The organism is Clostridium sp. Marseille-QA1073 (genome assembly GCF_054863625.1).
The window spans coordinates 18121-41659 of record NZ_JBSVQM010000029.1; the positions used below are offsets into that span (position 1 = coordinate 18121).

A 23539-nucleotide genomic window follows, 5' to 3' on the forward strand; every position below is an offset into this window, starting at 1 on the left:
TATTCTTACTAATCAACAAATTTCTTTTGCAGTTTAAGTTGAAATGCTGTAATGATAAGTATTATTACAAATAATACTATAGAAATTGCTGATGCATATCCTTTATCAAGATATTCGAATGCATTTTTGTAGAATAGATATACAATGGACATAGTGCTATCTATTGCCATACTAGTCTTGCTAATCATCATAAATATTATGTCGAACATTTGAAGAGCACCAATTAATGATGTAATTGAAACAAAGAATATTGTTGGTGCTAATAGTGGTAAGGTTATTGAGAAAAATTGTCTTATTGGACCAGCACCATCTATAGTAGCAGCTTCATAATAAGACTTTGAAATCCCCTGAAGTCCTGCAAGAAAGTAAATTATTTTCATTCCGAGTGAACTCCATATGCCTACAATTATTAAAGCTGTCATTGCGTATTTAGGCTCTGCTATCCAAGCATGTCCCTCTAAGCCAAGTTTAGCTAAAACATGGTTTATCAAACCATATTGTCCATTGTAAAGCCATTTCCACATGGTAGCAATAGCAGCTGGCATAGTGACAGCTGGCAAGAAAAACAATAATCTATAAAATGAGATTCCTTTTATTTTTAAATTTAATAACGTAGATATGATAATTGCTAAGCAAATACTAATAGGAACAGATACTATGGTAAATTTGAAAGTATTAAGTAATGCTCGTGGAATAGTAGGATCAGAGATAAGTCGCTTATAATTTTCGAGTCCGATCCATGAGTATTTTCCAAAAGAGCCTAAGTCCGTAAAACTATAATACAGATTCTGAAAAAAAGGTATTATATAAAATATACCTAGTCCTAATAATAATGGTAGTATTAATAAATATCCCCAAAGACAATCATTCAATTTTTTACTTTTAAGTCTACTCTTTTTCTTAGGAGGTTTTTTCTTTTTAATTTCTCTTTCTTCAACAATTAATGTATCCATTTTACTCCCCCTTCTTTAAATCTAAGGAATAGTACAAACTAGGTGAGCTATTTTAAAAAAGTCCAACTAGCTGTACTACTATTAGTTTTCACCTTACTTTTCTTGTTGAAGTACTTTGTCCATTTCCTCACCGATTTTTTTCAACCCTTCTTCAACGGATATTTTTCCAGCCCACATTTGCTTAATGTAATTAATTTCAATATCATTCCATTTTGGCGTGTTTTTTGATGTTGGATACATTATTGAATAGTCTAATTCGTCAATATATGCTTGAAGGTTTAGATTAGGATAAGTCTTTTTCCATATATCTAATACATCCATACGTGCAGGGATAACTACTCCTGATTTTGCCCAAATTTCATTTGCTTCTTTACCTCCAAGGAATTTCACAAACTCCCAAGCTTCTTTAGGATGCTTTGTATTAGCAGAAATAACATTGCTCAATCCATGTATTACTGCTGCGCGCTCTTTAATCAATGGCATTACAGTCAAATCAATGTGATCTTTTATTAATTCATTTTCCATAAATACAGGCACATCCCATGAAGCTGCGTTAACCATAGCTAATCTCTCAGCCTTAAACATGTCTATTTCAGAGGTATCTGACATTTCTTCTATAGTAGGTGATATTCCCTCTTTTATAAGATCTATCCATATTTGTGTTCCTTCTATAGCTTCTGGAGAGCTATATCCTGATTTTTTTCTATCCTCTGAAATTATAAATCCACCACTTTGAGGTATTGAGTTATAAAGACCTTCTTGTGTATCAGGTCTTGCAGCTGTTCCGTAAACACCTTTTTCTTTATCTGTTAATTTTCTAGCCGCTTCAACCATATCATTCCACGTCCAATTTTCATTTGGATATTCTACACCTTTCTCATCAAACAATTTTTTGTTATACCATAACGCTGTTAAATCCCAATCTTTTGGAATACCATATAGTTTATCATCAACGGTATATAACTTCACTAAGCTTTCTGGATATAAACTTAAGTCCATATTATCTTCCTTCACATTATCATCAATAGGTAACAGTATTCCATTCGATGCATATTTAACTATATTGGGACCATTAATCCAGAATATATCTGGAAGAACTTCACCAGTAGCAGCTGCTTCTAGTTTTGTCCAATATTGACCAAAAGGCGTTAATTGAATGTCAATTTTAATATTTGAGTTCTGTTCTTCAAATTTGTTAGCTATCTCTCGCAGTATTGGTTCTTGATACTTGTCCCACAATCCAAAGGTCAAAGTTACATTGTCGTCATTACTAGTAGTTTTGTCATTAGTTTCTCCGCTGCATCCAGCAAGCATTGTAGTCACTATAATTACGGAGAGAATAGTGCCAACCATTCTTTTAAATTTCATAATATTTTCCCCCTTAAAATATATGATAGTGTAAAATTCTTCACACTACTTTTTAAATTTTTAATATATATGAAAGGTTACACAGTTTTTTAAATAAAAAATAATGACTTTCTAATTTCATGTTATAATTCACTACTATATATCGACTCATACTATTTAAATATATTTTTATAGCTACTACTCATAACTATAAATTGATACTCCCTTAACTACCCTATTAACAATTCCACTTGGATTAGGATTATCAGGTTCCACATGATTATTTACTGAGCATAATAGTGTGAATACTTGAGCGTAAAGTAGATAAAGTAATGATATATAAATTTCATTATCTATTTTAATTGGATATTTACTTAAATAAAGTTGATGATTTGAATTTTTTTCAACCTCTTCATCATATTCCTGTGTGATTGAAATTATCTTATGTTCTCCAGCATTATTATAAATTTCGCTTAACATATCTACATCATATTTTCTCGCATAATCATCTATGGAAACATATAAAAATATTAAGGTTTTATCATCAACAATAGACTTAGGACCATGTCTAAACCCTAGTACCGTCTCATTATAAGATATAATTTGCCCTCTAGTTAGTTCTAATAGTTTTAACGAGCTTTCTTTTGAAATTCCAAAGAAACTGCTAGATCCCAAATATACAACCCTATTATAATCATAATCTAATAATTTTTTCTGTTCCTTATATCCATCCTCTAATAGGTGTTTACCAATGTTTGACATTTCATATATCTGTTTCTTATTCTCTTCAAGGTTTTCCATATCAAAAATTAATGATGCCGCAATGGTCATGCAGGTAAAACTACTAGTCATGGCAAATCCTAAATCATTAGATTTATCTGGCATAAGCAATAAAAGAGCATTTTCATTTTCCTCAGACATTTTTGCTAGTTTTCCTTTTGAATTGCATGTAATAAATATATGACTTATATCATCAATTAACTTATTAGCTAAATCATAAACTGCAACACTTTCAGGACTATCCCCTGAACGAGCAAAAGATACTAATATTGTAGGAATATGCTTTTTAAAATATGACTCAGGATTAGAAACTATGTCCGTTGTAGGTATAGCTTCAAAAATATATTCCTTTCTTTTATTTAAATAAGGAATCACTACTTCCCCTACATAGGCAGAGGTACCAGCTCCTGTAAATACCACTCTAATCTTTTCTTTTTTAAGTCTTTCATCTATAAACTTGTTAATATTATCTTTATTAGCTTCAATTATTTCTAATGTTTTAATCCAAAGCTCCGGTTGTTGATATATTTCTTTAGCTGTGTTAAATCCATTCAGTTCTTTCCACTTATCTTCATTAAATCCAAACATTTCATCACCCTTATCACGTCATAATTACATGATGTCATTATGTCATCATGTTGTAATTACCAGTTAGTTTAAAAAAAATTTATTTTTTTAATAAAACATGGTATTTAAATTTATCTCCTCTTGCAATACCTTTTGTATATTCAATAACCATATTATTTTCATATGTTATTCTCTTTATCATCATTGCAGGCAATCCGGAATTATATTTTAGTATTGCTGCTTCTTCTTCACTGGCTAACACTGGCTGAAATATTTCCTCAGCACAGGTAAAGGTTGTTTTGTATGTCTCTGTAAATATATTATACATTGCGTCTTTTTCTAGCTGTTCTTTCGTAAGCCCTGGAAATCTGTTACAAGGTACATAACTTGTTTCTAACATCATAGGTTCATTATCAGCTAGTCTTAATCTTGTAAATACATAAACTTTTTCTCCTGACAATAAATTCATCTTTTTTGCTAATTCATCATTACATTCTATTGTTTTAAAATCTAATACTTGTGATGATGGTTTCTTTCCTATTTTTTTCATTTCATCAGTAAAGCTATAAAACTCTAGAAGATCTTGTTTCAATTTTTTTGGTGAAACAAAAGTTCCCTTTCCATGTTCTCTATATACATACCCTTCTCTTTCTAATTCTTGCATCGCTTGTCTTACAGTAGATCTACTAACATTGTAAGTTTCACACAATTCTCTTTCTGAAGGCAGTTGATCATTTTCATTCAGATATCCATTGTCCATCATTTCTATAAGGATATCTATCAACTGGTAATATAATGGTATTCTACTTTCTTTATTTATATTCTTCATAGTTTCCACCTACAATTATTTTTATTACTGGTACGTACCACATATTTAAATGTTATATTATTTTTCATATACTGTCAATACAATTTAACAATTTATTTTATTAATAATATTCTTCTAATTACATTAATATGTTAAGTTTTAACGTAGAGAAAATTTTTAAAGTAAATCCTGTTACTTATTATATCAAATGGGTCATTTTAAAATAAATCATAGATAATTTCGAGCCTAAACTTAACACTCAAATAGCTGTTGATACTACAGGAGCATCTTTTTTTAATAGTGCAGAATAAATATTTTTCTATTTAAAAAGCAAAAAGCCATGCTACCGCCATATTTTGAGTAATACCTAATATGAAATTTACTATTTCAATACTATTTAGTGTCATCTCTCTTAAAACAATTGTTCTACTCCATAAAATTACAGCAACAAGGCCTAAAATTTTAGTTGCTAAAAACTTTTTATATGAATTCTATCTTCTTTAATTCAATTTATAACATATAACTTTACTCTAATATTACATTTATCTACTTTTAATCATTAACAATTACTTCTCTATCCACCCTTTATTTAATTTAAAATTACATTTATTCAAATTTCCAAAATTATAAATTGTTAGCTACCAATAATCTATATTAAATTAAAAGAGCTTTTTCACATATAAAAGCACCTACAACTATGTAAGTGCTTGTTTTGCTTTTATTTAAGTAAAATTTTATTTTTCTCTGCAATAAACTCTTCTTCTGTAAGTATACCATCATCTAACAAACTTTTTAGCTTTATCAATTCATCTGCTACAGATACTGTATTAGTTATCTTTTCTTGCTGATTTTCATTTTCATTACTCTGAGTTATAACAGAAAGCATTGATAGTATTTCTTGTGCTGATTCATATGCCATTTTATATAAAAATGAGTTAGCTTTTGTTGGCGTATTTATTAAATTTATATAAATACTAGGATTGCTGGTATCATTAACAGTTATTTTAATTCTTAAATTATTAATTACAGATTTAGTTTTCTTTTTACCAGTTACTCCACCAACAACTGCTCCAACACCTCCTGCTAAAACTCCACCAACAATAGCACTTCCTAATCCCCCTTTTGTTATAGTATCTCCGTCCTCTAAAAGCTCATATTCTACAATATTATCAAAAGTATATATTCTCGGATGAATTTTTTTACCTCGAAGTCCATCCGGTATAAGCCATAATCTCTTTTGTTCATCAAATTCTATATAAGCTCCTATCTTTTTAGTAGTTATAAAATCACCTAGCAATTTTTTATTATTTTTATTATTCTCTATTTCAGTTAATATTGCTTCTTTTGTTGTATTCTTATTTATTTTAACTTGAAAATTAATACTACATGAATGTAAACACTGTTTACAAATAAATCCACTGGCCATTTTCTTTTTTCCTTCTTCAATACCACAAATACAACAATTTTCTTTTCTTGAGAATAAACCCATATTATGCACCCCCCATAAACCTAATTAAATAATACCAAATAATAGCGGTGCTTTCAATATTATGTTTTTCTTTTAACTTTACCCATATGTTTCTTTTACTTTCTACATGCGACCTATTGAAGCATATATAAAGTTCTTTCATTTCTAAGCATATCTCTAAAGACGCTAGGTAGAATTTTAAATCTATGGAGGGCATAGTGAGCATATATTGCCTCCCTACCACCTTACCTTTACATATAATAAAAACACTTACCAATGTAAGTGTTTTTATTATGTATTACTTTTATCTAATATTATATTTAAACTCTTGATTATTAGCTTTTATGATAATTGCTAAAGGTTTATTATCGCTCTCCATACTTTCTGGTACTGTTGCTAAAAAGTGAAGTACTCCATTTGCTAATGGTTCTATTGATGTTATATTAGTATAAGTAAAATCTGATCCATCATCATACTCTATTGTTGAAAATGTACCATATTCATATTTATTATAAAGAACTTTAACTGATAAAAATTCATCTGCTATTTTCCCATCTGGTAGGAGATTCTTTATATTTATAACAGATTCAAAAAGTGCTTTCCCTTCACCTTCAGCCTCATAGTAAGAATAAACACCTTTTGCATTGGGTGGACTTATTATTTTATCAAACTTAGTATCCTCAATTGTTAATTCACAATAATCATCTACACTAACTACTTCACCTTTTTTGATTTCTTTTATTTCTGAACTCTTTTCTTTTTTAACATCTTCTTTTTTAGTATCTTCCTCTTTTTTACTATTATTATCTTCTACTACCTCATTATTTTTTTGAGGTTCTAAATCTGTTTTTTGCTTACAACCACTGACTGTAAAAAGTAATGTAATGATAAGTAATATACTTGCTATTTTTTTCATATGTCTCTCCTTTATTGCCAATATTTCATTTCTATAATAGCAAAGCATAACTTATTAAACAAGCATTTCCTTTATCTTTTTGCTTTATTTCAAATAGTTTTCTCTTTTTCTTCATGCAAATCTATTGAAGCATATATACCGTTTCATTTCTAAGTATATCTCTAAGAACGTTAGATAGAATTTTAAATCTATAGGAACTTAGTTAGCATAACTTGCCTCATTGTTACCTTACTTTTACATATAATAAAAACACTTACTAATGTAAGTGTTTTTATTGTTAAAATACATTTCTAACTTAATTTTTTACTTTATATTCTGATTGAGTTTTCGTATGATTTTCTATATTCCTTATTACTTCTTCAGCACTGATTTTCTCTTCCTCAGGCTCTATGGTTTCATATTCAGCATCTGGGGTTAATGTTATATTATCTTGTTTTGGAATTTGTCCTGTCTCTTGTAAGTAATCTGATACTATATTTTCAGCTTTTATAGTACTCACAAGTATCCAATCCTCATAAAGCTTACCAAACTTATTTCTAAACCACTTTGTTGTATATTGATTAGAATATTTAAATAGTGAGTATATATCTCCTAATCTATTACGTATTTTTATACCATCATCATTTGTCCATTCTACAATTTTATTTAAATCAGCTTTTCTTATATCTTTTAAATCTACGTTTAAAATACTTCCGTCCAACTTATAGTAAATATCAGCGATACTTTCATATTCATGTCCTATAAGTTTTTTCCACCCTGCCATTTCTCCCGTTGCAGGTTTTGATTGTAATTTTTCCTTTTTATATGGAAACCATTTTTTATATACATCATATGGAACTTCATTTTGAGGAATCATTCCTACATATGTTGTTGAAGTTGGCTCATAATAGTTGCAATTAGTTCCCAGTATTTCGCATACTTCTTGTAGCGATATAAAAGTATTATTATTATAAAGAATATTATCAGTATTCATTTTCTTCCCATGAATTTTAACGCTACCACTATTGAAAGTAGCATTAATATTGGCTAAATCTTTCGAAATAAGTGATTCTTTTGTAGTTTTATCTGTCTGCTTGATATTTTTCCAAGAATCAATAACATTTTTAGGAACTTCTCCAACAGGTACCTGCCCTATATATGTTGTCCTAGTTTTTCCATAATAGTAAACATTCATATTAAATAGCTTAGCAATACTGTTTATTGGTAGATATATTTTATTATTATATAACATTCTGTTGCCATTAAAACTAATCCCATTGACTTTAACGTTGGTTTTATTAAATGTTACCTTTATATCTTTTTTGTTTGTACTTGCAAATGCAGAAAGTGGCGTAATAGTAAGAATGGCGATTATTAAAAAAACTAACATTTTTCTAATTTTTACTTTCATTATAATTCCCCCCTTATTTACTATATTATACCAACATAGTATTTAAGAGTCTAGTAAGTTAAATAATATTTTGGATGGCAAAATAATGGCAAATTTTATTTTGCCATCGTAATTATTATTATCCTATTTTATGTTAATAATCTTATAACTTTTATTTTTTTATTAATAACTTAGTAAATTTTAAAAGGGTTATTGCTTACAATTCATAATAATTCTTTTTATTTATAACATCAATATGTTACGGTTCAACTTTTCCCTTCTTTGTTTAAATTCGTCTTTATTTAAATACATCTTATGTTAAAGCTCAACCATAAAATTTGACAGATTAAACCAGAAAAAACTTTATTTAAATACATCTCATGTTAATGTCCAACATCTAATAGAGCAGATGCAGTTATATATTCATTTGCATTTAAATACATCCTATGTTACGCTTCAACCACATAATAAACTTTATCTTACTTATTCTACAAATATTTAAGTTTTCTTTTATAAAATAGAAATAAAGGATTACTAGATATAGCTCATAATAATCCTTTTTATTTCAACTCTTTTTTAGAAAATTTATAGTAAAAAATAATTTATCTAAATTCTTAATAATTTTCATATAAAAATAAATAAAGTATAAAACTACTTACTTTCTTCAATAGTTTATACTATAAATTTTCATATTAAATTCAATTGTAAAAATTAGCTAAGAACATAGGAAATATCATAACCGGAAGTTACAGTAGCATCTTTTATTGGTATATATGCTACATCAAGCGTCATCGGTGGTGTTGGTAATTCAGTATATTTTTGTGAAAGCCTATATACTACTGGTGATCCTGTTGTTGGTGTAACTGTTACTTGTGCAACAACTACTAAAGTATAATCTGTTCCACTTGGATCAGTAAGAGTACTTGTGTCTACAGTTATAGTCTGAAAACTTCCAAAGCTAAATGCCATAAAAATCACCTCTATTATTTTTCAAAATGGTTATTTCCTATACTTTATTATATTAATTTAGTTAAAACATGTTACAGTTAAAAAAATAGCCTTTATAATAACTTTTTTTAATTATTTCAATCTTTTTTGTAATTTTTCATCTAAACTTTATTTTTATAGGTGATGATAGGAAGATCCAATTTCTATTATAGGTATTATGCCTTCTTGTGGTATATAAGCAACGTTTATTACATCAATACCTTGGCTTGGTATATAATCATATTCTTTTGAAACGTAATATTTTTTATTTCCCACAGTTACTACTATAGAAATTAATAATCTACATTTATCATCATAGTTAGCAGGATTTTCATAATCAGCATAGTTTATAGTTACAGGTAAATATGCATATTGACCTTGGCCATTGCAAGAAGAATAATTGTATACTATCCTTAAAATTGGCATTAAATATTTATTGCTAATAGAAGCGGATCCAAAACTTAATAAAGGAGTTACTCCTGTCTCTCCCTCAATAACTAATCCTTTATTTATAATTGTACCATCAAGCCATGCTATAACAATATCCATTATATCAATTTCAATTGATATTTTATTTATCGATACGTTTCCAATCTTTTTATAAGAGTCATATATTTGTGGTTGAACTTTATAGGTTGTACAAGTACTAAAATCATCTTTTAATGGATATATATTTATCAAACTATTAACCTGAATATCATAGCAACTTTTAAACAACACAAGTTTTGCTGATGATATTAATGCATTCTCTGGTATACTGTCTATATTAAAAAATAGATAGCTTTTATTAATGCTTTCATGAATATCTTCAATAAATATAAATTCATCTTTAATTGCACAACATATTTTATTTGAAATTGTTATACTTTTATCCCCTGGGATTATAAGAGAGGCCATTTATATCACCTCTTTTACATAATTTATTTTGCATATATATAATACAATATGTTAACTTTTTTAAAAAGGCTACTTAAGAAATTTAGTAGCCTCAAGCTTTATTTAGGTAATCTTTATTTTTCTTATATCACAACAATTTTTCACTACAAATATACTTACAAGTATTTATAAAACTTTGTAAATACTTGTAGGTATAAATTATATCTTTATGTCTTTTTAAAAATATTAGTACAATTTTTTATCTGCTAATTACACAATATTTTTGTATAAACTAACAAAAGGATTACTAGGTACAATTTCTAATAATCCTTTTTAATTACATCAATGTGTTACGATTCGACTAAATAAGGCTTCTTCATACTAAATTTCTACTCCTGTACATTCACCGAAACTATTCATCACATTATTAACTTCTATTATTTTTACTTTCATATCTTTTATAGTTATTCCTGTTCTTTTTATCGTTTATATCATATTGCTTTCTTCCATACTCTCTATTACATCTTTAAGTTGGTCCACTTTATATTGTCTTTCATTTAACTTGTTTTGTTCTTCTTTGTACATTTCTTTTAATCTTTTTAGTAACTCTTCTTTACACCCTAACTTCTCCATTGTATCTATTAACATTTTTTATATCATCTTTCACACATATCAACCTCCCATCTGTTTTAATCTACCATTATTCCTTTTATACTTTCTCTGCCTCATACACGCCTCTATATCTTGATAAGGATCAAGTGCTACTTCCAACTCTTCGTACTCTTTCCACTTCTTATCACAGAGGATTAAAAAAGGAACACGCACATTCTAAGTTGTGTTTGCTCCATCTTGTATAAAGTACTATTTTCTTTTTCACACTCTCACCTTACTTTAATTTTATGTATTAAAAAAGCTAGGTGTGTTCCAACCTAGCTTAGTGCTATTTTATTTCTATATTCATTAATAAAATTAGGTAAATCATTAAGATAAATATAGTTATTATTTATTTTTAAATTATTCTTATAACAAAGCATATGATTATCTTTATTACATGGTTTAATTTGAATTGCGTTATAAGTGCCAATTGGTTTTATAACTATCTAAAATAATAACTCTTTATCTTCACTTTCATTTTTAAATTGTATTTCTATGTTATCATATTTAGCTATTATATATTTATTATCATGCTCAATTTCAAATTTTCCATCTCTAAAAAATTTTCCGCCTCATTCATACATTGAATTTGTAATTCTTCACCCTTTTTCTTTTGTAAATCTTCCAACTGTGTGCATACTTCTTTAAATTCATTAATTTTGTTAATTACATTTTCTTTAACTTGTTTCAATTCTTTTTCTTCATTTATTAAATCTTCTAATTTCATATTTATCCCCTCCTATGTAAATGTTTCCACATTTTAGGAGGTAATCCTTTATTTGTCCATTTATTATGCTATTAATCTTTGCTCTGGTAAATAACTTAATTTTACAAGTAATCTGCATTTACCTTTACATATTTGATATATATCTTTGTAATAAGTACCTTTATTAACTTCTTCTGATATAATGTGCTCTATTGAGTTTTCTAAATTATATATTACATCTTAATAATGGAACTATTAAAATAAAAAAACTATTAAAATTAAGTGAATAAAACATTGGTATTACTTAATTTTAATAGTTTATATTGGACTAATGAAACTTACTATACAATCACATCTTTTAAAAAGCTTTTCTATGCTTATATGATCTAGTTTTATTCTTTTCCATCTTCTTAAGTATTTCTTTTTCTAGATCTGTATCTAAAGCTCCACAGAAATCACAATTCTAAAACATAGTTTTATCTTTAATAACTAAAATTATTAATTATTGTGTAGTAACAAAACGACCTTGTTCAGGTTTTGCAATTTCATCAAAATGATTAACCAGCATATCTAAATGCTTGGTAAGTTTCTCACCTTTCATAGGTTCACCATGACTAGGTATTACTAATGATGGTTTTAAATCTCTAAGAATTCTTACCGAATTCTCTGCCGTCTTCCAATCTGTGGTTAAATACTTTGGCGGACCGCTTATCTGCTCCCTGTGGGTCATTACAGACATTAAAGATTCCTGTTTTGTAGTGGAAAAAGCATCTGCAACAATAAGTACACGGTCTTTTTCACGGAATAGTGAAATATGGCCTTCTGTATGTCCAGGAGTGTGTATCCATTTCCATTCAGGCATCTCGGGAACACTTCCATCATCAGGCAGTGCCTCTACATGAGCAGTTATATCAATACTTGTATGTGGGAAAGTTGGAGATAATTTTGCAACCATACCTTTATCAACAGTAGAATCTCCCACAGGATAGTCTTTTTTTCCTGTTACATAAGGCATTTCTAATCGATGAATATATACTGGAATATTCCATAATTCACATAACTTTATAACCGATCCTACATGGTCAAAGTGACCATGCGTAAGAATAATTGCTTTTGGTTTGCTGTTTCTGCCAAATTTATCTTTAATACATTGCAATATAAAATTTGCTGAATTTTCAAGTCCAGTATCTACAAGAATATAGTTTTCAGCGGTACCAACCAAAGAAGCATTAACAATTGTAAAATTCATTATTAATATATCTGGAGTTATTTGTAATGATGTTGTGTTCATTGCTGATAGGCCTTCTACCATCTTATTCCCCATTATAACAACCTCTCTTTCGTGATTAAATAAACTTCTCTGAATTAGTATGTGCAGGTATTTTTATGTTATTCTGTAAAAGCGTCAACTATTTTATCAATCAAACCGTGACCGCCTTCTGCTGCTCTAGCTATATTTGTATTGTCTACAGTTCCATATTGAAGCCCTTCTACTGGGTTTTGTCGAAAATGTTGGTGGCATCCCCTATAGAATATTTACTCCATTTTAATGCCATCTATAAATCCTCATCTTTCATTTGATAATAAATTTCTGTGGCATTTAAATCCAATGGGTATTAATCTACAATTATTTTCTGTTTTGGTGTTAGCTTCATAACCCTATCCCTTTATATGCTAAAAAAGAGCCCTGTTAAGGCCCCTCTACCTACTATTAACTTCAAGTATCTTTCCCATCTCGGTATCTACTTTTATTTCATACATTCCAACAGGAGTTCTTATGGTAACTTTATAAATTAACATGCCATTTTCCATACCTAATTCAATGTTTACTAATTGATAAGGAACTTGCTGTAAAGCAATTTGAGCAGCTTCTTCAGTAGTAACTCGATACGTTTTCCAGTAATCATCCCATATTTTATAGTATGAATTATTCATTATATGAATCTCTTCCTTTTTAGCATTTACACGACTATTTTATTCAAATACTTGGAAATTTATGACTTATGATAACTTATATATCATTACATAAAAGTAGCACCTAGTTTCCTAGATGCTACCTAACAGCTGTAAACACTTGTAATCCCTGTTGTGTACTGCCTAATTTAAAACTTTCTATAATACTATTATAAATCACCTTTATCGTATTATTTATTCAAGTTTTATTCACTTTTTATTCAGCTTTTTATCCATTCTTCCCACCTTGATATATTTTCTATTAACTTTTGTCTAATCCTATACGCTGTTGGTTGACTCATTCCTAACTCATTTCCTACTTGCCAATCATTCTTTCCTCCCTCATATTTAAGCTTAAGAAAGTTTTGATCTTCTTTATTTAAAAATTGTAGGCTATATTCTATTATCACGTTATTCGCTTCAATATTTCTTCTTCCAGTTTAGCTATTTCTTCTGTTTTCCTATCCGCTTCTCTCTAGGTTTTCTGTTATTTTTATAGCTGTTCTTTCTGCATAACTAGATTCATCATTTGAATTCTGTACACGTTCCTCATAATTTATACTTCTGCTTTCTTCTGGTATAAATATATTTATCTCTCTAAATTTCTTTTCTATATTTTCTAATTTTTTATTTAATAGCTCTATCTTTTGTTTTATACTTCCTATTTTCTTATCTCTATTAAAAAAGTTATATAACTTCTTTTCCGTTAATCTAAAGAAAGTCTTGTCCATCCACGCCCTTCTAACTATTTTTTAATTCCATCCTAAGCCACGTAAGCATACTTCTTAATGTCTCTATCTCCAGTCTTAAATTATTTAATGCATCTATGGTCACATAGTAAGAACTTTCTGCTATATCTTTATTTAACCGTAATTCCGCAACCTTACTGTCTCCTCTAACAAGGTCCTGTATTAATGTAGCAGGATATTTATTTGCCTTTAACTCTAAAATCTTTTTATTAAGTTCTATATAATATTCTTTCTTAGTTCTTGCCTTCTCTAAAGCCAGTGTTTTAAGTTGCACGTTCCCGCTTTGTAAAGCTAATATTGCTATATTTATTTTTCTATAATTTCTCCTGGTGTCATTTAATTACCTCAGTTATTTAATTCTTTCAAAATTATTATTAAAAGTTTCATCATTCACTTCTATCCAATATTCTTCATTCGATAGTGTAGAATAGCCAAATATAAATTGGAAAAATAATTTAATATCTATTAAAAATAATTTAGTTTATACAAATGGATTTGTAGTTATGGAGACTACTAAAACAGACGAGTCAGAAAGAACAATGTATATTTCTGATAGAATATTAGATAAATTAAAAGCATTGAAACTTATGCAAGAAAAATATAAGTCTAGTATAGAAGAATACTATATAGAAAACTTCTTTGATGATGTTAAGTATGATTTAATAATGAGATAGAATAACGATAAATATATACACCCAATGTACTATACTAATAAGATGACTAGGGTTCTAAAGAAAGCTAACATAGATAAAAAAATAAGATTCCACGATTTAAGACATACAAACGCCATACTTCTTCTGCAACAAGGTGTAGATTTTAAAGTTATACAAACTAGATTAGATCATAAAGATATAAGCTCAACTCTTAATGTATATAGCCATGTAAATAAAGATATGCAAAGGCAAGCTGCAGAAAAATTAAATTCTATACTCGATTTCTGGGTCTAGAATGACAAAAGAATGGCAAAATAAAAAACACTAAGTCACAAACCTAGTGTTTTCAATGGTACGAGTAAACCTATAAGCCGAGTTCTGTATTTGACAATCATCTATCTAGGCCCATTGTTATCAATGGACTCAAGCGACACACCCGAAGGCGGGACGGGCAATCCCATTTACCTTCCTATTCGGTCTTGCTCCAGGTGGGGTTTACATAGCCGTACAGTCGCCAGTACGCTGGTGAGCTCTTACCTCGCCTTTCCACCCTTACCTAAGTAAACTTAGGCGGTATATCTCTGTTGCACTTTCCTTAGAGTTGCCTCCACTGGGGGTTACCCAGCACCCTGCCCTATGGAGCTCGGACTTTCCTCTCCTGAATAAATCAGCAGCGATTGTCTGGCTTACTCGCAAAATATATGTTATCATAGTTTATTCATAAATGCAAATATTTTTTTCCTACAGTTAAAACTTACATAAATTTATAAGGATCTTGCATTTTTTCTGATATGTATACTTTGTTATTAAAATTGTTTTCTCTAAGCAATTTTTCGAAAATTTTTCCAAAACTTATCATCGGTGGCCATTCTGTAGCAAAATGTCCAGCATCTATGATAGCTACATCTTCTTCTTTTATATCACTTACATAATGATATGTAGTATCCCCTGTTATAATACAATCTGCACCCTTAGCTTTACTTATAGCAAAGAAATCTTCTCCACTGCCATTTACTACTGCAATAGTGCTGATTTCTTTATTTTCTTCACCTACATATCTTATGAAAGGTGTATTAAAACTATTTTTAACCTTTTCACATAAATCTTTTAACTTAACTGATGTTTTTAATTTTATTAATCTTCCTATTCCATTTTTCCCATTGTTATACTCTGGTAATGAAGTATTTGCTATAATAGTAAATTCATCATATCCCAGCATCCTTGTAGCTATATCATTAATTCCATCTTCAACAGAGTCTAGATTTGTGTGACTTGAATATACGTTTATATCATTTTTAACTAATTTAATTATTTTCTTACCTAAAAGATTATCTGTAGTTATTGTTTTAGGCTTTAAAAATAATATTGGATGATGGGTTAATATAAAATTACAATTTTTCTGTATTGCTTCTTCTATTACTTCTAATGTAGCATCTAGAGCAACTAATATAGAAGTTACTTCTGCATTACTATCTCCTACCATTAGTCCTACATTATCATAGTCTTCCTTTAACTTGCTTGGTGCATAGCTTTCCATTATTCTTATAATATCTTTTACTTTTAAAGACATTGTAAAAACTCCTTTAGCTTTATAATTATTTTCTCTAATTGTTCTTTTCTTTTTATGGCACTTTCAGTTTCTTGATTTAAGCCATTGTAAATCTTAGTATATTTATCTAACTTGAACGCTAAATATTCCTTCATCACGGGATGTTTCTTCTTTATAAGAGTTTCACTTATTTCATAGTGTATAGGTTGTATTTCTTTAATCTTATTATCATATTTAACCTTAAAAATTTCATAAAATTTATCTTCTTCTTTTACTAGTTCTTCATCTATTATTTTGTATCCACTTTTATAAATATATTCCCTTAACACCTCTGGATTTTGAACAGGCTGAAGTATAGCATAATCAAGATTTTTAAAAACTTCTTCGCTTTCTTCAATTATATCTCTAATTAAGTTTCCTCCCATACCTGCTATTATAGCCGCATCTACTTCCTTAGGTTTCACAGTAGTGAGCCCTCCACCTAATCTACAACTTATCTTATCTCCTAAATTATAGTCACTGACATTTTTTTTTGCCTTTTCTACAGGACCACTATTGATATCAGAAGCTATAGCTCTTTCTATGATATTATTCTTAATAAGATAAATTGGAATGTAGGCATGGTCTGTTCCCACATCTACAATGGTGTTAACATCTTTTATCATTCCACCTACGGTTTTTAATCTATCACTTAAGTTCATTTTCGTCATCCTTTACATTGCTATTAATAACATTCTTATTTGCATATATAAAAATACTGATGCTACTGCTAAGGCTATATATAAATATCTATAGGCTGTTTTTTTATCATATTTAGCACAAAAGTAAGAGGCATAATACATACAAAACAACAAGCCCATATTTAGCCCTCCATAAGTCATTTGTGTAAAAGTAAATTGCTTAGGTGTCCCCATAATTACTGGTCTTAGCTTTGCATCAAAAGTTATTGGCATTACATCTGGTAATCTTTGAGTCACATATAAAAATAATGGATTTATAGTAAGTATTATAATAACAATACTAGTTAAAAATAATGGTAATTTATATTTTATATTTCTATATAATTTATTTACCTTATTAAACTTTGTCTCCCAATCCATTAAGTAAATACCATTCTTATTTAATAAACCTTCTACTGCGGACACATCTTCTGGAGAAATTGCAATGTTACAATCCTGCGTTTTTAGATATATAACATTTTTATTATTAGTAACAAACATTCTTGTAGTACCAACTTTTTTAACTACAGTTCTACCCAATGCAAAAGTATTGGTTGCAATCCCTGATAATTTTACACCTTTAATTTTGCCACTTAATTTTGTATATCCTTCTATATCTTTTAATGGGATCTCTATCTTTTTTAATCCATTTAGACCATTAATTATTAATTTGTCTTCATATAGTTCATATTTTAGTGATAACCATAAAAATATATAATAAAAGTAATATAAATTACAAGCTACAGTTATTAATCTTAGTAAATTTATAACTACATAAGAGTGCATATTATTCATCAAAATTACAAGCAAAACATTATACAATAATGCTAATAGCAATATTGAGATTACTTCTTTATCTTTTTTAGAAGTAAATACCGTCATTTTATCACCTTCTTTGCTCAAATTATACCATAAAATCCATTGATGGTAAATTTAATTATATTTTAACTTTATGAATAATAGTACTAAAAAAAGAACACCAAGTTGGTGCTCTAATCTAGATAATCTTTTAATTTCTTACTTCTACTTGGATGTCTTAACTTTCTTAAAGCCTTAGCTTCTATTTGTCTTATTCTTTCTCTTGTTACATTAAATTCTTTACCAACCTCTTCTAAGGTTCTAGCTCTTCCATCATCCAATCCAAATCTTAATCTTAAAACCTTTTCTTCTCTTGGAGTTAATGTACGTAATTGGCTTATTAGTTGTTCTTTGAGCATAGTAAAGGCAGCTGCTTCTGCTGGCGCTGGAGCATCATCATCTGGAATAAAATCTCCTAAATGACTATCTTCCTCTTCACCTATCGGAGTTTCAAGTGATACTGGCTCTTGAGCAATCTTCATAATCTCACGAACTTTATCTACTGACATATCCATTTGTTTTGCAATTTCTTCTGGTAATGGTTCTCTACCTAATTCCTGTAGTAATTGTCTAGAAACTCTTATAAGTTTATTAATAGTTTCAACCATGTGTACTGGTATTCTTATAGTTCTAGCCTGATCAGCAATAGCTCTAGTTATCGCCTGTCTAATCCACCATGTAGCATAAGTACTGAACTTATAACCTTTTCTATAATCAAACTTTTCAACAGCTTTAATAAGACCTAAATTTCCTTCTTGAATTAAATCAAGAAATAACATTCCTCTTCCCACATATCTTTTAGCAATACTTACAACCAGTCTTAAGTTAGCTTCTGCTAGTTTCTTTTTTGCATAAGCATCGCCTTCTTCAATTCTCTTTGCAAGCTCTATCTCTTCTTCTGATGATAATAGAGGTACTTTACCTATTTCTTTTAAATACATTCTTACTGGGTCATCTATAGTAATACCTTCTGGTATAGATATATCTATTTCTTCTTCCTCTTCTTGAAGATCTCCCACAACATCTATTTCCATTGATTCTAATACTTCATATATCTTTTCAATCTGCTCTGGACTTAAATCTATTTCATCAAGTTCATCTATTATTTCCTTATATGTTAATGAACCCTTCTTTTTACCTTTTTCAATCAGCTTTTTAACTACAGTTATTTTTGTATTTTTATCTTTCATTACATTACCTCCCTTCATCAACTTATATGTTTTTTAATGCCTTTTGTATATCAATTAACTCTTGTGTACACTTTAAAGACTTCTCTACAAGGCCTTTAGATTCATACTGTTTAATTTTATTCATAACTTCTTTTTCCGACTCCTCTAACCTATATTTTTTAATCATCTTGACACAATCATGAATCATTTTATCAAGGTCATACTTATCTCCACTTATTTCATATTCCATCAAGTTAATAAATTGTTTTGTGGTTTCACTATCATTACAGTTATTCTCGATATGTTTTAATTTATCTTCATAAGATAAATCATTAAATTTTAAAATTAAATCATAGAGTATTTTATGACTGTAAGATACAAAACCGCAATCCTTTAATTCATAAGATATAAAATCTAATCTATCAATATCTGTTAACATAAACTTAAGTAATATTCTTTCAGCCTTAATATGAGCTGGTTCTATATATAGATTTTGCCCATAATTATGCTGTATATTATCATTTTTTTCATTTTGTTTGATTTTTTGGTTAAATTCATCGCTTAATAACTCTTCTTTTACTTTAAGTTTTTCTGCAACTTGTTTTATATATATATTTTTTTCAAAATCACTTAAGTCTTTTATTATTTCCAAGACTTTATTTTTATACCTTATTATCATTTCATTATCTGTAAAATTTATGCCTTCTTCTACTTTTTTGATTTTGTAATCAACAAGTGGCATAGCTTCATTTATTAATGCCTGAAAGGCTTCTTTGCCGTAAGTCTTTATGAACTCATCTGGATCCTTTCCACTTGGGACTGATAAAACCCTAACATCAAATCCAGATTTTTTTAGTATGTCTAGTCCTCTTAAAGTAGCCTTTTGACCTGCTAAATCTGCATCATAGGAAATTATTGCCTTGTCTGCATATCTTTTTAATAACTTTGCTTGTTGCTCTGTTAAAGCAGTCCCCAAAGTTGCCACAACGTTAGTTATACCTTGTTGATGAAGTGCAATACAGTCCATATATCCTTCAACAATAACAACTGTTCTATTCATATTTTGTTTTATGGCAAAATTTAAACCATACAAGTTGGTTCCTTTTAAAAATAAAGGTGTTTCTGGTGAGTTTAAATATTTAGGCTTTGAGTCATCTAAAACTCTGCCTCCAAAACCAATAACTGTACCCTTATAATCAAAAACTGGAAAAATAACTCTATTCCTAAAACGGTCATAGTAGTTGCTCTTTTTACCTTTAATAATTAGTCCTAACTCTGACATCTCCTTATCACTATAACCTTTTCCCCTTAAGTAGTCTCCGAGTGCATGCCATTCATCTAATGCAAATCCAAGTCCAAACTTTGTCATAGCTCTTTCATCTATAGATCTATTCTTTAGGTACTGGAAAGCTTTTTTATTTCTTCTTAAATTTGCATAGAAGTATTTAGCTGCATCCACATTTAGCTTTTTCATTTTTTCAAACTTATCTTTTTTAGCTTTATTTAAATTGCTTTTTTCCTCTACCTCAATACCAACCTTTTCAGCCAAAGCTTTAACTGCTTCAGGAAAACTCTTATTTTCAACTTTCATAATAAAACTAAATACATTTCCTGCTTCTCCGCACCCAAAACATTTATATATTTGTTTATCCTGAGAAACAGTGAATGATGGAGTCTTTTCACTATGAAAAGGACAATTTCCTATGAAATTTCGTCCTGATTTTTTGAGTCTCACTCTTTCTGATATTACATCAATAATATCTGTTTGTTCTTTTACTTTTTGTATGACTTCTTCTGAAATCACTAAATTATATCCCACCTTTTAATTTTACACTTTTGTCATTTTCGACAAAAAAGTATAAAATCCTTCTTTTTTCTTATAAATTTTTATAAAATAAACTTTTTTACTTTTTATATATTCTTTGTAAATTAGATTTTTCCTTCAAAAATGCAAATTTTTGTAGTTTTATAATGCCTTAGTAAAATTATAAATTATATATAAATGCTTTGTTTAGGCACATATAAATCATTAAAAAGCTGTAAGCAATACTCATCACTCATGCCTGAAATGTAATCTGCAACACCCTGTTCAAGCCCTTCATTATCTGCAATGGTCTTATAAAAATATGGCAGTTTTTCTGGATGTTTGTAAAAATATGAGTATACATGCTTTAAAACAAATTTTGCTTTTTCTCTTTCTTCTTTTAAAATATTTCCTTTATATATATTTTTAAACATAAAACCCCTAAGTTCACTTAAAGATTCTTGTACTTTATTTGACAATGTAACTTGAATATTGTTATTTTTAATGTTTTCTAAAGTATTATAAATACAGTCATTGACCAAAGTTTCAATTCTATTGCTATGATTTCTACCTAAAACTTCTATAATTTCTTTTGGCAAGTCACTTTCACGGAGAATTCCTGCTCTTATAGAATCATCTATATCATGATTCACATAGGCAATTTTGTCACTATATTTTACTACTTGTCCTTCCAAAGTACAAGCCCCTTTTGACTGGGAAGAAAACCCACTATGATTCAATATTCCATCTATAACCTCATAAGTTAAATTTAGTCCTTTTCCTAACTTTTCAATTTTTGTTAAAACCCTAACACTATTTTCATTATGTTTAAATCCTTGAGGTAATAATTCATTTAGAACTTCCTCACCATTATGTGCAAAAGCAACATGACCTATATCATGGCCTAGTGCAATAGCTTCTATCAAATCTTCATTAAGTCCTATCCCTCTTCCTATAGTTCTAGCAATTTGATTAACTTCTAAAGTATGAGTAAGCCTAGTTCTATAGTGATCATTCCAAGTTTTAATATACACTTGAGTCTTTAATTTTAATCTTCTAAAAGATTTACAATGTATTATTCTGTCTCTATCCACCATATAATCGGTTCTCATTTCGTCTTTCTTTTCCTTAATTACTCTTCCTTTAGAGTTAATTGATAATGCTGCATAAGGATTTAGAATAAGTTTTTCATTTTTTTCTATTCTTTCTCTTATGTTCATCCATCACTCCTCCTAATAATTTAATATATAGCTATTTAATTTTATGATTGTACCTATTCAATTCATAACTCAATCTTTTTAATCAGTAAAGCTTTTCTTTTTATAAAATTGATAATTAATAATTATTAATGAATAATTGTCAATTTCTTATTTCAGATTATTTAATAATTAAAGTTATAAATTGAACTATCAAAGTAAACAGTTTTATGAGCTATACATTAAATTTTAATGTATTATATATATTCTCCTTTAAATACCAATGATATTCAAAAGGTGAAAATCTATTTTATCCATTTTAATTTATAATCTTTTTAAGTTTCTAAACTTGACTATTTTAAAGATTCATATTTAGAAACCTAATTTAGAAACTACCATGAAAACTTTATATATTTTTAGACTTTACAACATAGCTTTTATATTATGACAGTTTAAATTAAACGAATTTTAAAACTGTAAGTGTCTATAGAATATTCGCCTCTTTAAATATAAAACCCTTTATTTATATATTTAAACTTTTTTATAAGTATTTTTAATATTGATGTATATTAATGTTTTTTCCTTAATATCCTTATAATGTAATGTTTAAAGGAGAGTGCTATGATGACTACTGCAACGATTTATAAAAATAATATAGAATTATTGTCTGAAAAGAATGTAAAGAAACATGTTTTGCCTCATTATAATTTGAATAATGCTATAGTGGAACAGGTAAAATTAAAGAATACTGACAAACAAAGAGCTGTTTATATGATAGTAGATGGTGAAGATAAATATTGTCTAAAAAAAGTTTACTATCCTGTTGAAGAACTCCTTTTTGTGTATTCAGCTATAGAATGGTTGTATCGTCATAACATAAATGTTCCTAGAATATTATCAACTACAAACCATGGCAGATATGTGGTTTATGAAAATATGCTATTTATATTAACTCCTTGGGTAAATGGAGACAAATGCGACTTTGACTCAGTTTATGAAATATTATTAGCTTCCTCAAATCTTGGCAAAGTTCATGATATTAGTAAAAATTTTGAACCTATATTAGGTAGTAAGAATAAGATTGGATGTAGCAGTCTTTATAATTCTATAAATAAACACTTTAATAATTTGCTTATGTATTCTAACTTAGCATATAAATATCATGATAACTACTCTAAGATTTACCTTAAGAACTTCGATACTAACATAAAACTTGCTGAAATATCTAATAGCATAGCAATTACAATTAAAGAAGAGGATTTAACAACTTCACTTTGTCATAACGATTATGTTAGTAAAAATCTTATAGTTGATGAAGATGATAATTTGTGGCTTATAGATTTTGATAAATGTAAAATTGATTACTGTGCTCTAGATATCTCATATTGCCTAAGAAGACTTTTAAGAAAAGAAAAAAATAGATGGGGCTTGGATTTAACCATAAGCTTCTTAAATACT

26 protein-coding genes and 1 other RNA gene are annotated in these 23539 nt (G+C 28.4%); 3 read left to right on the forward strand and 24 right to left on the reverse strand.

All coding sequences use genetic code 11. The features are described from left to right. Positions 1–8: 8 nt before the first annotated feature. From ACY1IQ_RS18700 to ACY1IQ_RS18780, 17 genes are all read right to left on the reverse strand, one after another. The gene (locus ACY1IQ_RS18700; protein WP_461615401.1) at positions 9–953 is read right to left on the reverse strand and encodes a carbohydrate ABC transporter permease; all 945 of its coding nucleotides are present in this window, start codon (positions 951–953) and stop codon (positions 9–11) included. A 93-nt stretch (positions 954–1046) separates the two neighbouring features. Continuing rightward, a complete protein-coding gene (locus tag ACY1IQ_RS18705) occupies positions 1047–2321 on the reverse strand; it encodes an ABC transporter substrate-binding protein (protein ID WP_461615402.1) in 1275 nt (424 codons plus the stop codon). Between the two features lie 177 nt (positions 2322–2498). Beyond that, positions 2499–3668 carry an SIS domain-containing protein gene (locus ACY1IQ_RS18710; RefSeq protein WP_461615403.1) on the reverse strand — a complete coding sequence of 390 codons (1170 nt, stop codon included), beginning with the start codon at positions 3666–3668 and terminating at the stop codon, positions 2499–2501. A 79-nt stretch (positions 3669–3747) separates the two neighbouring features. Then, a complete protein-coding gene (locus tag ACY1IQ_RS18715; protein WP_461615404.1) occupies positions 3748–4476 on the reverse strand; it encodes a GntR family transcriptional regulator in 729 nt (242 codons plus the stop codon). A 697-nt stretch (positions 4477–5173) separates the two neighbouring features. Continuing rightward, the gene (locus ACY1IQ_RS18720; protein ID WP_461615405.1) at positions 5174–5944 is read right to left on the reverse strand and encodes an SHOCT domain-containing protein; all 771 of its coding nucleotides are present in this window, start codon (positions 5942–5944) and stop codon (positions 5174–5176) included. A gap of 283 nt (positions 5945–6227) precedes the next feature. After that, positions 6228–6839, reverse strand: a complete 612-nt coding sequence (locus tag ACY1IQ_RS18725; RefSeq protein WP_461615406.1) for an LptM family lipoprotein — start codon at positions 6837–6839, stop codon at positions 6228–6230. Between the two features lie 295 nt (positions 6840–7134). Continuing rightward, positions 7135–8229, reverse strand: a complete 1095-nt coding sequence (locus ACY1IQ_RS18730) for a hypothetical protein (RefSeq protein WP_461615407.1) — start codon at positions 8227–8229, stop codon at positions 7135–7137. A gap of 690 nt (positions 8230–8919) precedes the next feature. Then, positions 8920–9177: a hypothetical protein gene (locus tag ACY1IQ_RS18735; protein ID WP_461615408.1), complete on the reverse strand. Its 258-nt coding sequence runs from the start codon at positions 9175–9177 to the stop codon at positions 8920–8922. A gap of 153 nt (positions 9178–9330) precedes the next feature. Further along, entirely contained in the window at positions 9331–10092 is a 762-nt protein-coding gene (locus ACY1IQ_RS18740; RefSeq protein ID WP_461615409.1) for a DNRLRE domain-containing protein, read from the reverse strand. Positions 10093–10557: 465 nt separating this feature from the next. Then, positions 10558–10719, reverse strand: coding sequence for a hypothetical protein (locus tag ACY1IQ_RS18745; RefSeq protein ID WP_461615410.1), 162 nt, complete (start codon positions 10717–10719; stop codon positions 10558–10560). Positions 10720–10743: 24 nt separating this feature from the next. Next, positions 10744–10896, reverse strand: coding sequence for a hypothetical protein (locus ACY1IQ_RS18750; protein WP_461615411.1), 153 nt, complete (start codon positions 10894–10896; stop codon positions 10744–10746). Positions 10897–11239: 343 nt separating this feature from the next. Further along, complete coding sequence (locus tag ACY1IQ_RS18755) at positions 11240–11452, reverse strand: hypothetical protein (RefSeq protein ID WP_461615412.1); 213 nt, start codon at positions 11450–11452, stop codon at positions 11240–11242. A 481-nt stretch (positions 11453–11933) separates the two neighbouring features. Next, positions 11934–12755 (reverse strand): MBL fold metallo-hydrolase, encoded by an 822-nt coding sequence (locus ACY1IQ_RS18760; RefSeq protein ID WP_461615413.1) that lies wholly within the window; start codon positions 12753–12755, stop codon positions 11934–11936. Positions 12756–13132: 377 nt separating this feature from the next. Next, positions 13133–13366, reverse strand: coding sequence for a PepSY domain-containing protein (locus ACY1IQ_RS18765; RefSeq protein ID WP_461615414.1), 234 nt, complete (start codon positions 13364–13366; stop codon positions 13133–13135). 239 nt (positions 13367–13605) lie between these two features. Continuing rightward, on the reverse strand, positions 13606–13794 hold the full coding sequence (locus ACY1IQ_RS18770) for a hypothetical protein (protein WP_461615415.1): 189 nt from the start codon (positions 13792–13794) through the stop codon (positions 13606–13608). A 51-nt stretch (positions 13795–13845) separates the two neighbouring features. Beyond that, positions 13846–14115 (reverse strand): hypothetical protein, encoded by a 270-nt coding sequence (locus tag ACY1IQ_RS18775; RefSeq protein ID WP_461615416.1) that lies wholly within the window; start codon positions 14113–14115, stop codon positions 13846–13848. Between the two features lie 10 nt (positions 14116–14125). Beyond that, entirely contained in the window at positions 14126–14407 is a 282-nt protein-coding gene (locus tag ACY1IQ_RS18780; protein WP_461615417.1) for a hypothetical protein, read from the reverse strand. 229 nt (positions 14408–14636) lie between these two features. On the opposite strand from ACY1IQ_RS18780, the gene ACY1IQ_RS18785 reads away from it, so the two are divergent. Beyond that, positions 14637–14807, forward strand: coding sequence for a hypothetical protein (locus tag ACY1IQ_RS18785; protein ID WP_461615418.1), 171 nt, complete (start codon positions 14637–14639; stop codon positions 14805–14807). Between the two features lie 24 nt (positions 14808–14831). Then, complete coding sequence (locus tag ACY1IQ_RS18790; protein ID WP_461615419.1) at positions 14832–15080, forward strand: tyrosine-type recombinase/integrase; 249 nt, start codon at positions 14832–14834, stop codon at positions 15078–15080. A gap of 57 nt (positions 15081–15137) precedes the next feature. Here the strand turns inward: ACY1IQ_RS18790 and rnpB are convergent. The 7 genes from rnpB to ACY1IQ_RS18825 form a co-directional block, all read right to left on the reverse strand. Then, positions 15138–15479, reverse strand: an RNA gene (gene rnpB / locus ACY1IQ_RS18795) — RNase P RNA component class A. Positions 15480–15540: 61 nt separating this feature from the next. Beyond that, positions 15541–16356, reverse strand: coding sequence for a Nif3-like dinuclear metal center hexameric protein (locus ACY1IQ_RS18800; protein WP_461615420.1), 816 nt, complete (start codon positions 16354–16356; stop codon positions 15541–15543). Further along, the gene (locus ACY1IQ_RS18805; protein ID WP_461615421.1) at positions 16347–17036 is read right to left on the reverse strand and encodes a tRNA (adenine(22)-N(1))-methyltransferase; all 690 of its coding nucleotides are present in this window, start codon (positions 17034–17036) and stop codon (positions 16347–16349) included. The genes ACY1IQ_RS18800 and ACY1IQ_RS18805 overlap by 10 nt, the downstream gene beginning before the upstream one ends. A 12-nt stretch (positions 17037–17048) precedes the next feature. Further along, a complete protein-coding gene (locus ACY1IQ_RS18810; RefSeq protein ID WP_461615422.1) occupies positions 17049–17936 on the reverse strand; it encodes a PH domain-containing protein in 888 nt (295 codons plus the stop codon). Between the two features lie 110 nt (positions 17937–18046). Beyond that, positions 18047–19102 (reverse strand): RNA polymerase sigma factor RpoD, encoded by a 1056-nt coding sequence (gene rpoD, locus ACY1IQ_RS18815; RefSeq protein ID WP_039632143.1) that lies wholly within the window; start codon positions 19100–19102, stop codon positions 18047–18049. Positions 19103–19124: 22 nt separating this feature from the next. Then, positions 19125–20885 carry a DNA primase gene (gene dnaG, locus ACY1IQ_RS18820; protein ID WP_461615423.1) on the reverse strand — a complete coding sequence of 587 codons (1761 nt, stop codon included), beginning with the start codon at positions 20883–20885 and terminating at the stop codon, positions 19125–19127. Between the two features lie 188 nt (positions 20886–21073). After that, entirely contained in the window at positions 21074–22105 is a 1032-nt protein-coding gene (locus ACY1IQ_RS18825; RefSeq protein ID WP_461615424.1) for a deoxyguanosinetriphosphate triphosphohydrolase, read from the reverse strand. Between the two features lie 600 nt (positions 22106–22705). Here ACY1IQ_RS18825 and ACY1IQ_RS18830 point away from each other — a divergent pair. Next, positions 22706–23539: CotS family spore coat protein (locus ACY1IQ_RS18830; RefSeq protein ID WP_461615425.1), on the forward strand; the 834-nt coding region annotated here is incomplete at its 3' end.

Coding starts and splice junctions, on each gene's coding strand:
- ACY1IQ_RS18700 (WP_461615401.1), bottom strand. CDS start 953: ATGGATACATTAATTGTTGAAGAAAGAGAAATTAAAAAGAAAAAACCT.
- ACY1IQ_RS18705 (WP_461615402.1), bottom strand. CDS start 2,321: ATGAAATTTAAAAGAATGGTTGGCACTATTCTCTCCGTAATTATAGTG.
- ACY1IQ_RS18710 (WP_461615403.1), bottom strand. CDS start 3,668: ATGTTTGGATTTAATGAAGATAAGTGGAAAGAACTGAATGGATTTAAC.
- ACY1IQ_RS18715 (WP_461615404.1), bottom strand. CDS start 4,476: ATGAAGAATATAAATAAAGAAAGTAGAATACCATTATATTACCAGTTG.
- ACY1IQ_RS18720 (WP_461615405.1), bottom strand. CDS start 5,944: ATGGGTTTATTCTCAAGAAAAGAAAATTGTTGTATTTGTGGTATTGAA.
- ACY1IQ_RS18725 (WP_461615406.1), bottom strand. CDS start 6,839: ATGAAAAAAATAGCAAGTATATTACTTATCATTACATTACTTTTTACA.
- ACY1IQ_RS18730 (WP_461615407.1), bottom strand. CDS start 8,229: ATGAAAGTAAAAATTAGAAAAATGTTAGTTTTTTTAATAATCGCCATT.
- ACY1IQ_RS18735 (WP_461615408.1), bottom strand. CDS start 9,177: ATGGCATTTAGCTTTGGAAGTTTTCAGACTATAACTGTAGACACAAGT.
- ACY1IQ_RS18740 (WP_461615409.1), bottom strand. CDS start 10,092: ATGGCCTCTCTTATAATCCCAGGGGATAAAAGTATAACAATTTCAAAT.
- ACY1IQ_RS18745 (WP_461615410.1), bottom strand. CDS start 10,719: ATGTTAATAGATACAATGGAGAAGTTAGGGTGTAAAGAAGAGTTACTA.
- ACY1IQ_RS18755 (WP_461615412.1), bottom strand. CDS start 11,452: ATGAAATTAGAAGATTTAATAAATGAAGAAAAAGAATTGAAACAAGTT.
- ACY1IQ_RS18760 (WP_461615413.1), bottom strand. CDS start 12,755: ATGGGGAATAAGATGGTAGAAGGCCTATCAGCAATGAACACAACATCA.
- ACY1IQ_RS18765 (WP_461615414.1), bottom strand. CDS start 13,366: ATGAATAATTCATACTATAAAATATGGGATGATTACTGGAAAACGTAT.
- ACY1IQ_RS18775 (WP_461615416.1), bottom strand. CDS start 14,115: ATGGACAAGACTTTCTTTAGATTAACGGAAAAGAAGTTATATAACTTT.
- ACY1IQ_RS18785 (WP_461615418.1), top strand. CDS start 14,637: ATGGAGACTACTAAAACAGACGAGTCAGAAAGAACAATGTATATTTCT.
- ACY1IQ_RS18790 (WP_461615419.1), top strand. CDS start 14,832: ATGTACTATACTAATAAGATGACTAGGGTTCTAAAGAAAGCTAACATA.
- ACY1IQ_RS18800 (WP_461615420.1), bottom strand. CDS start 16,356: ATGTCTTTAAAAGTAAAAGATATTATAAGAATAATGGAAAGCTATGCA.
- ACY1IQ_RS18805 (WP_461615421.1), bottom strand. CDS start 17,036: ATGAACTTAAGTGATAGATTAAAAACCGTAGGTGGAATGATAAAAGAT.
- ACY1IQ_RS18810 (WP_461615422.1), bottom strand. CDS start 17,936: ATGACGGTATTTACTTCTAAAAAAGATAAAGAAGTAATCTCAATATTG.
- rpoD (WP_039632143.1), bottom strand. CDS start 19,102: ATGAAAGATAAAAATACAAAAATAACTGTAGTTAAAAAGCTGATTGAA.
- ACY1IQ_RS18825 (WP_461615424.1), bottom strand. CDS start 22,105: ATGAACATAAGAGAAAGAATAGAAAAAAATGAAAAACTTATTCTAAAT.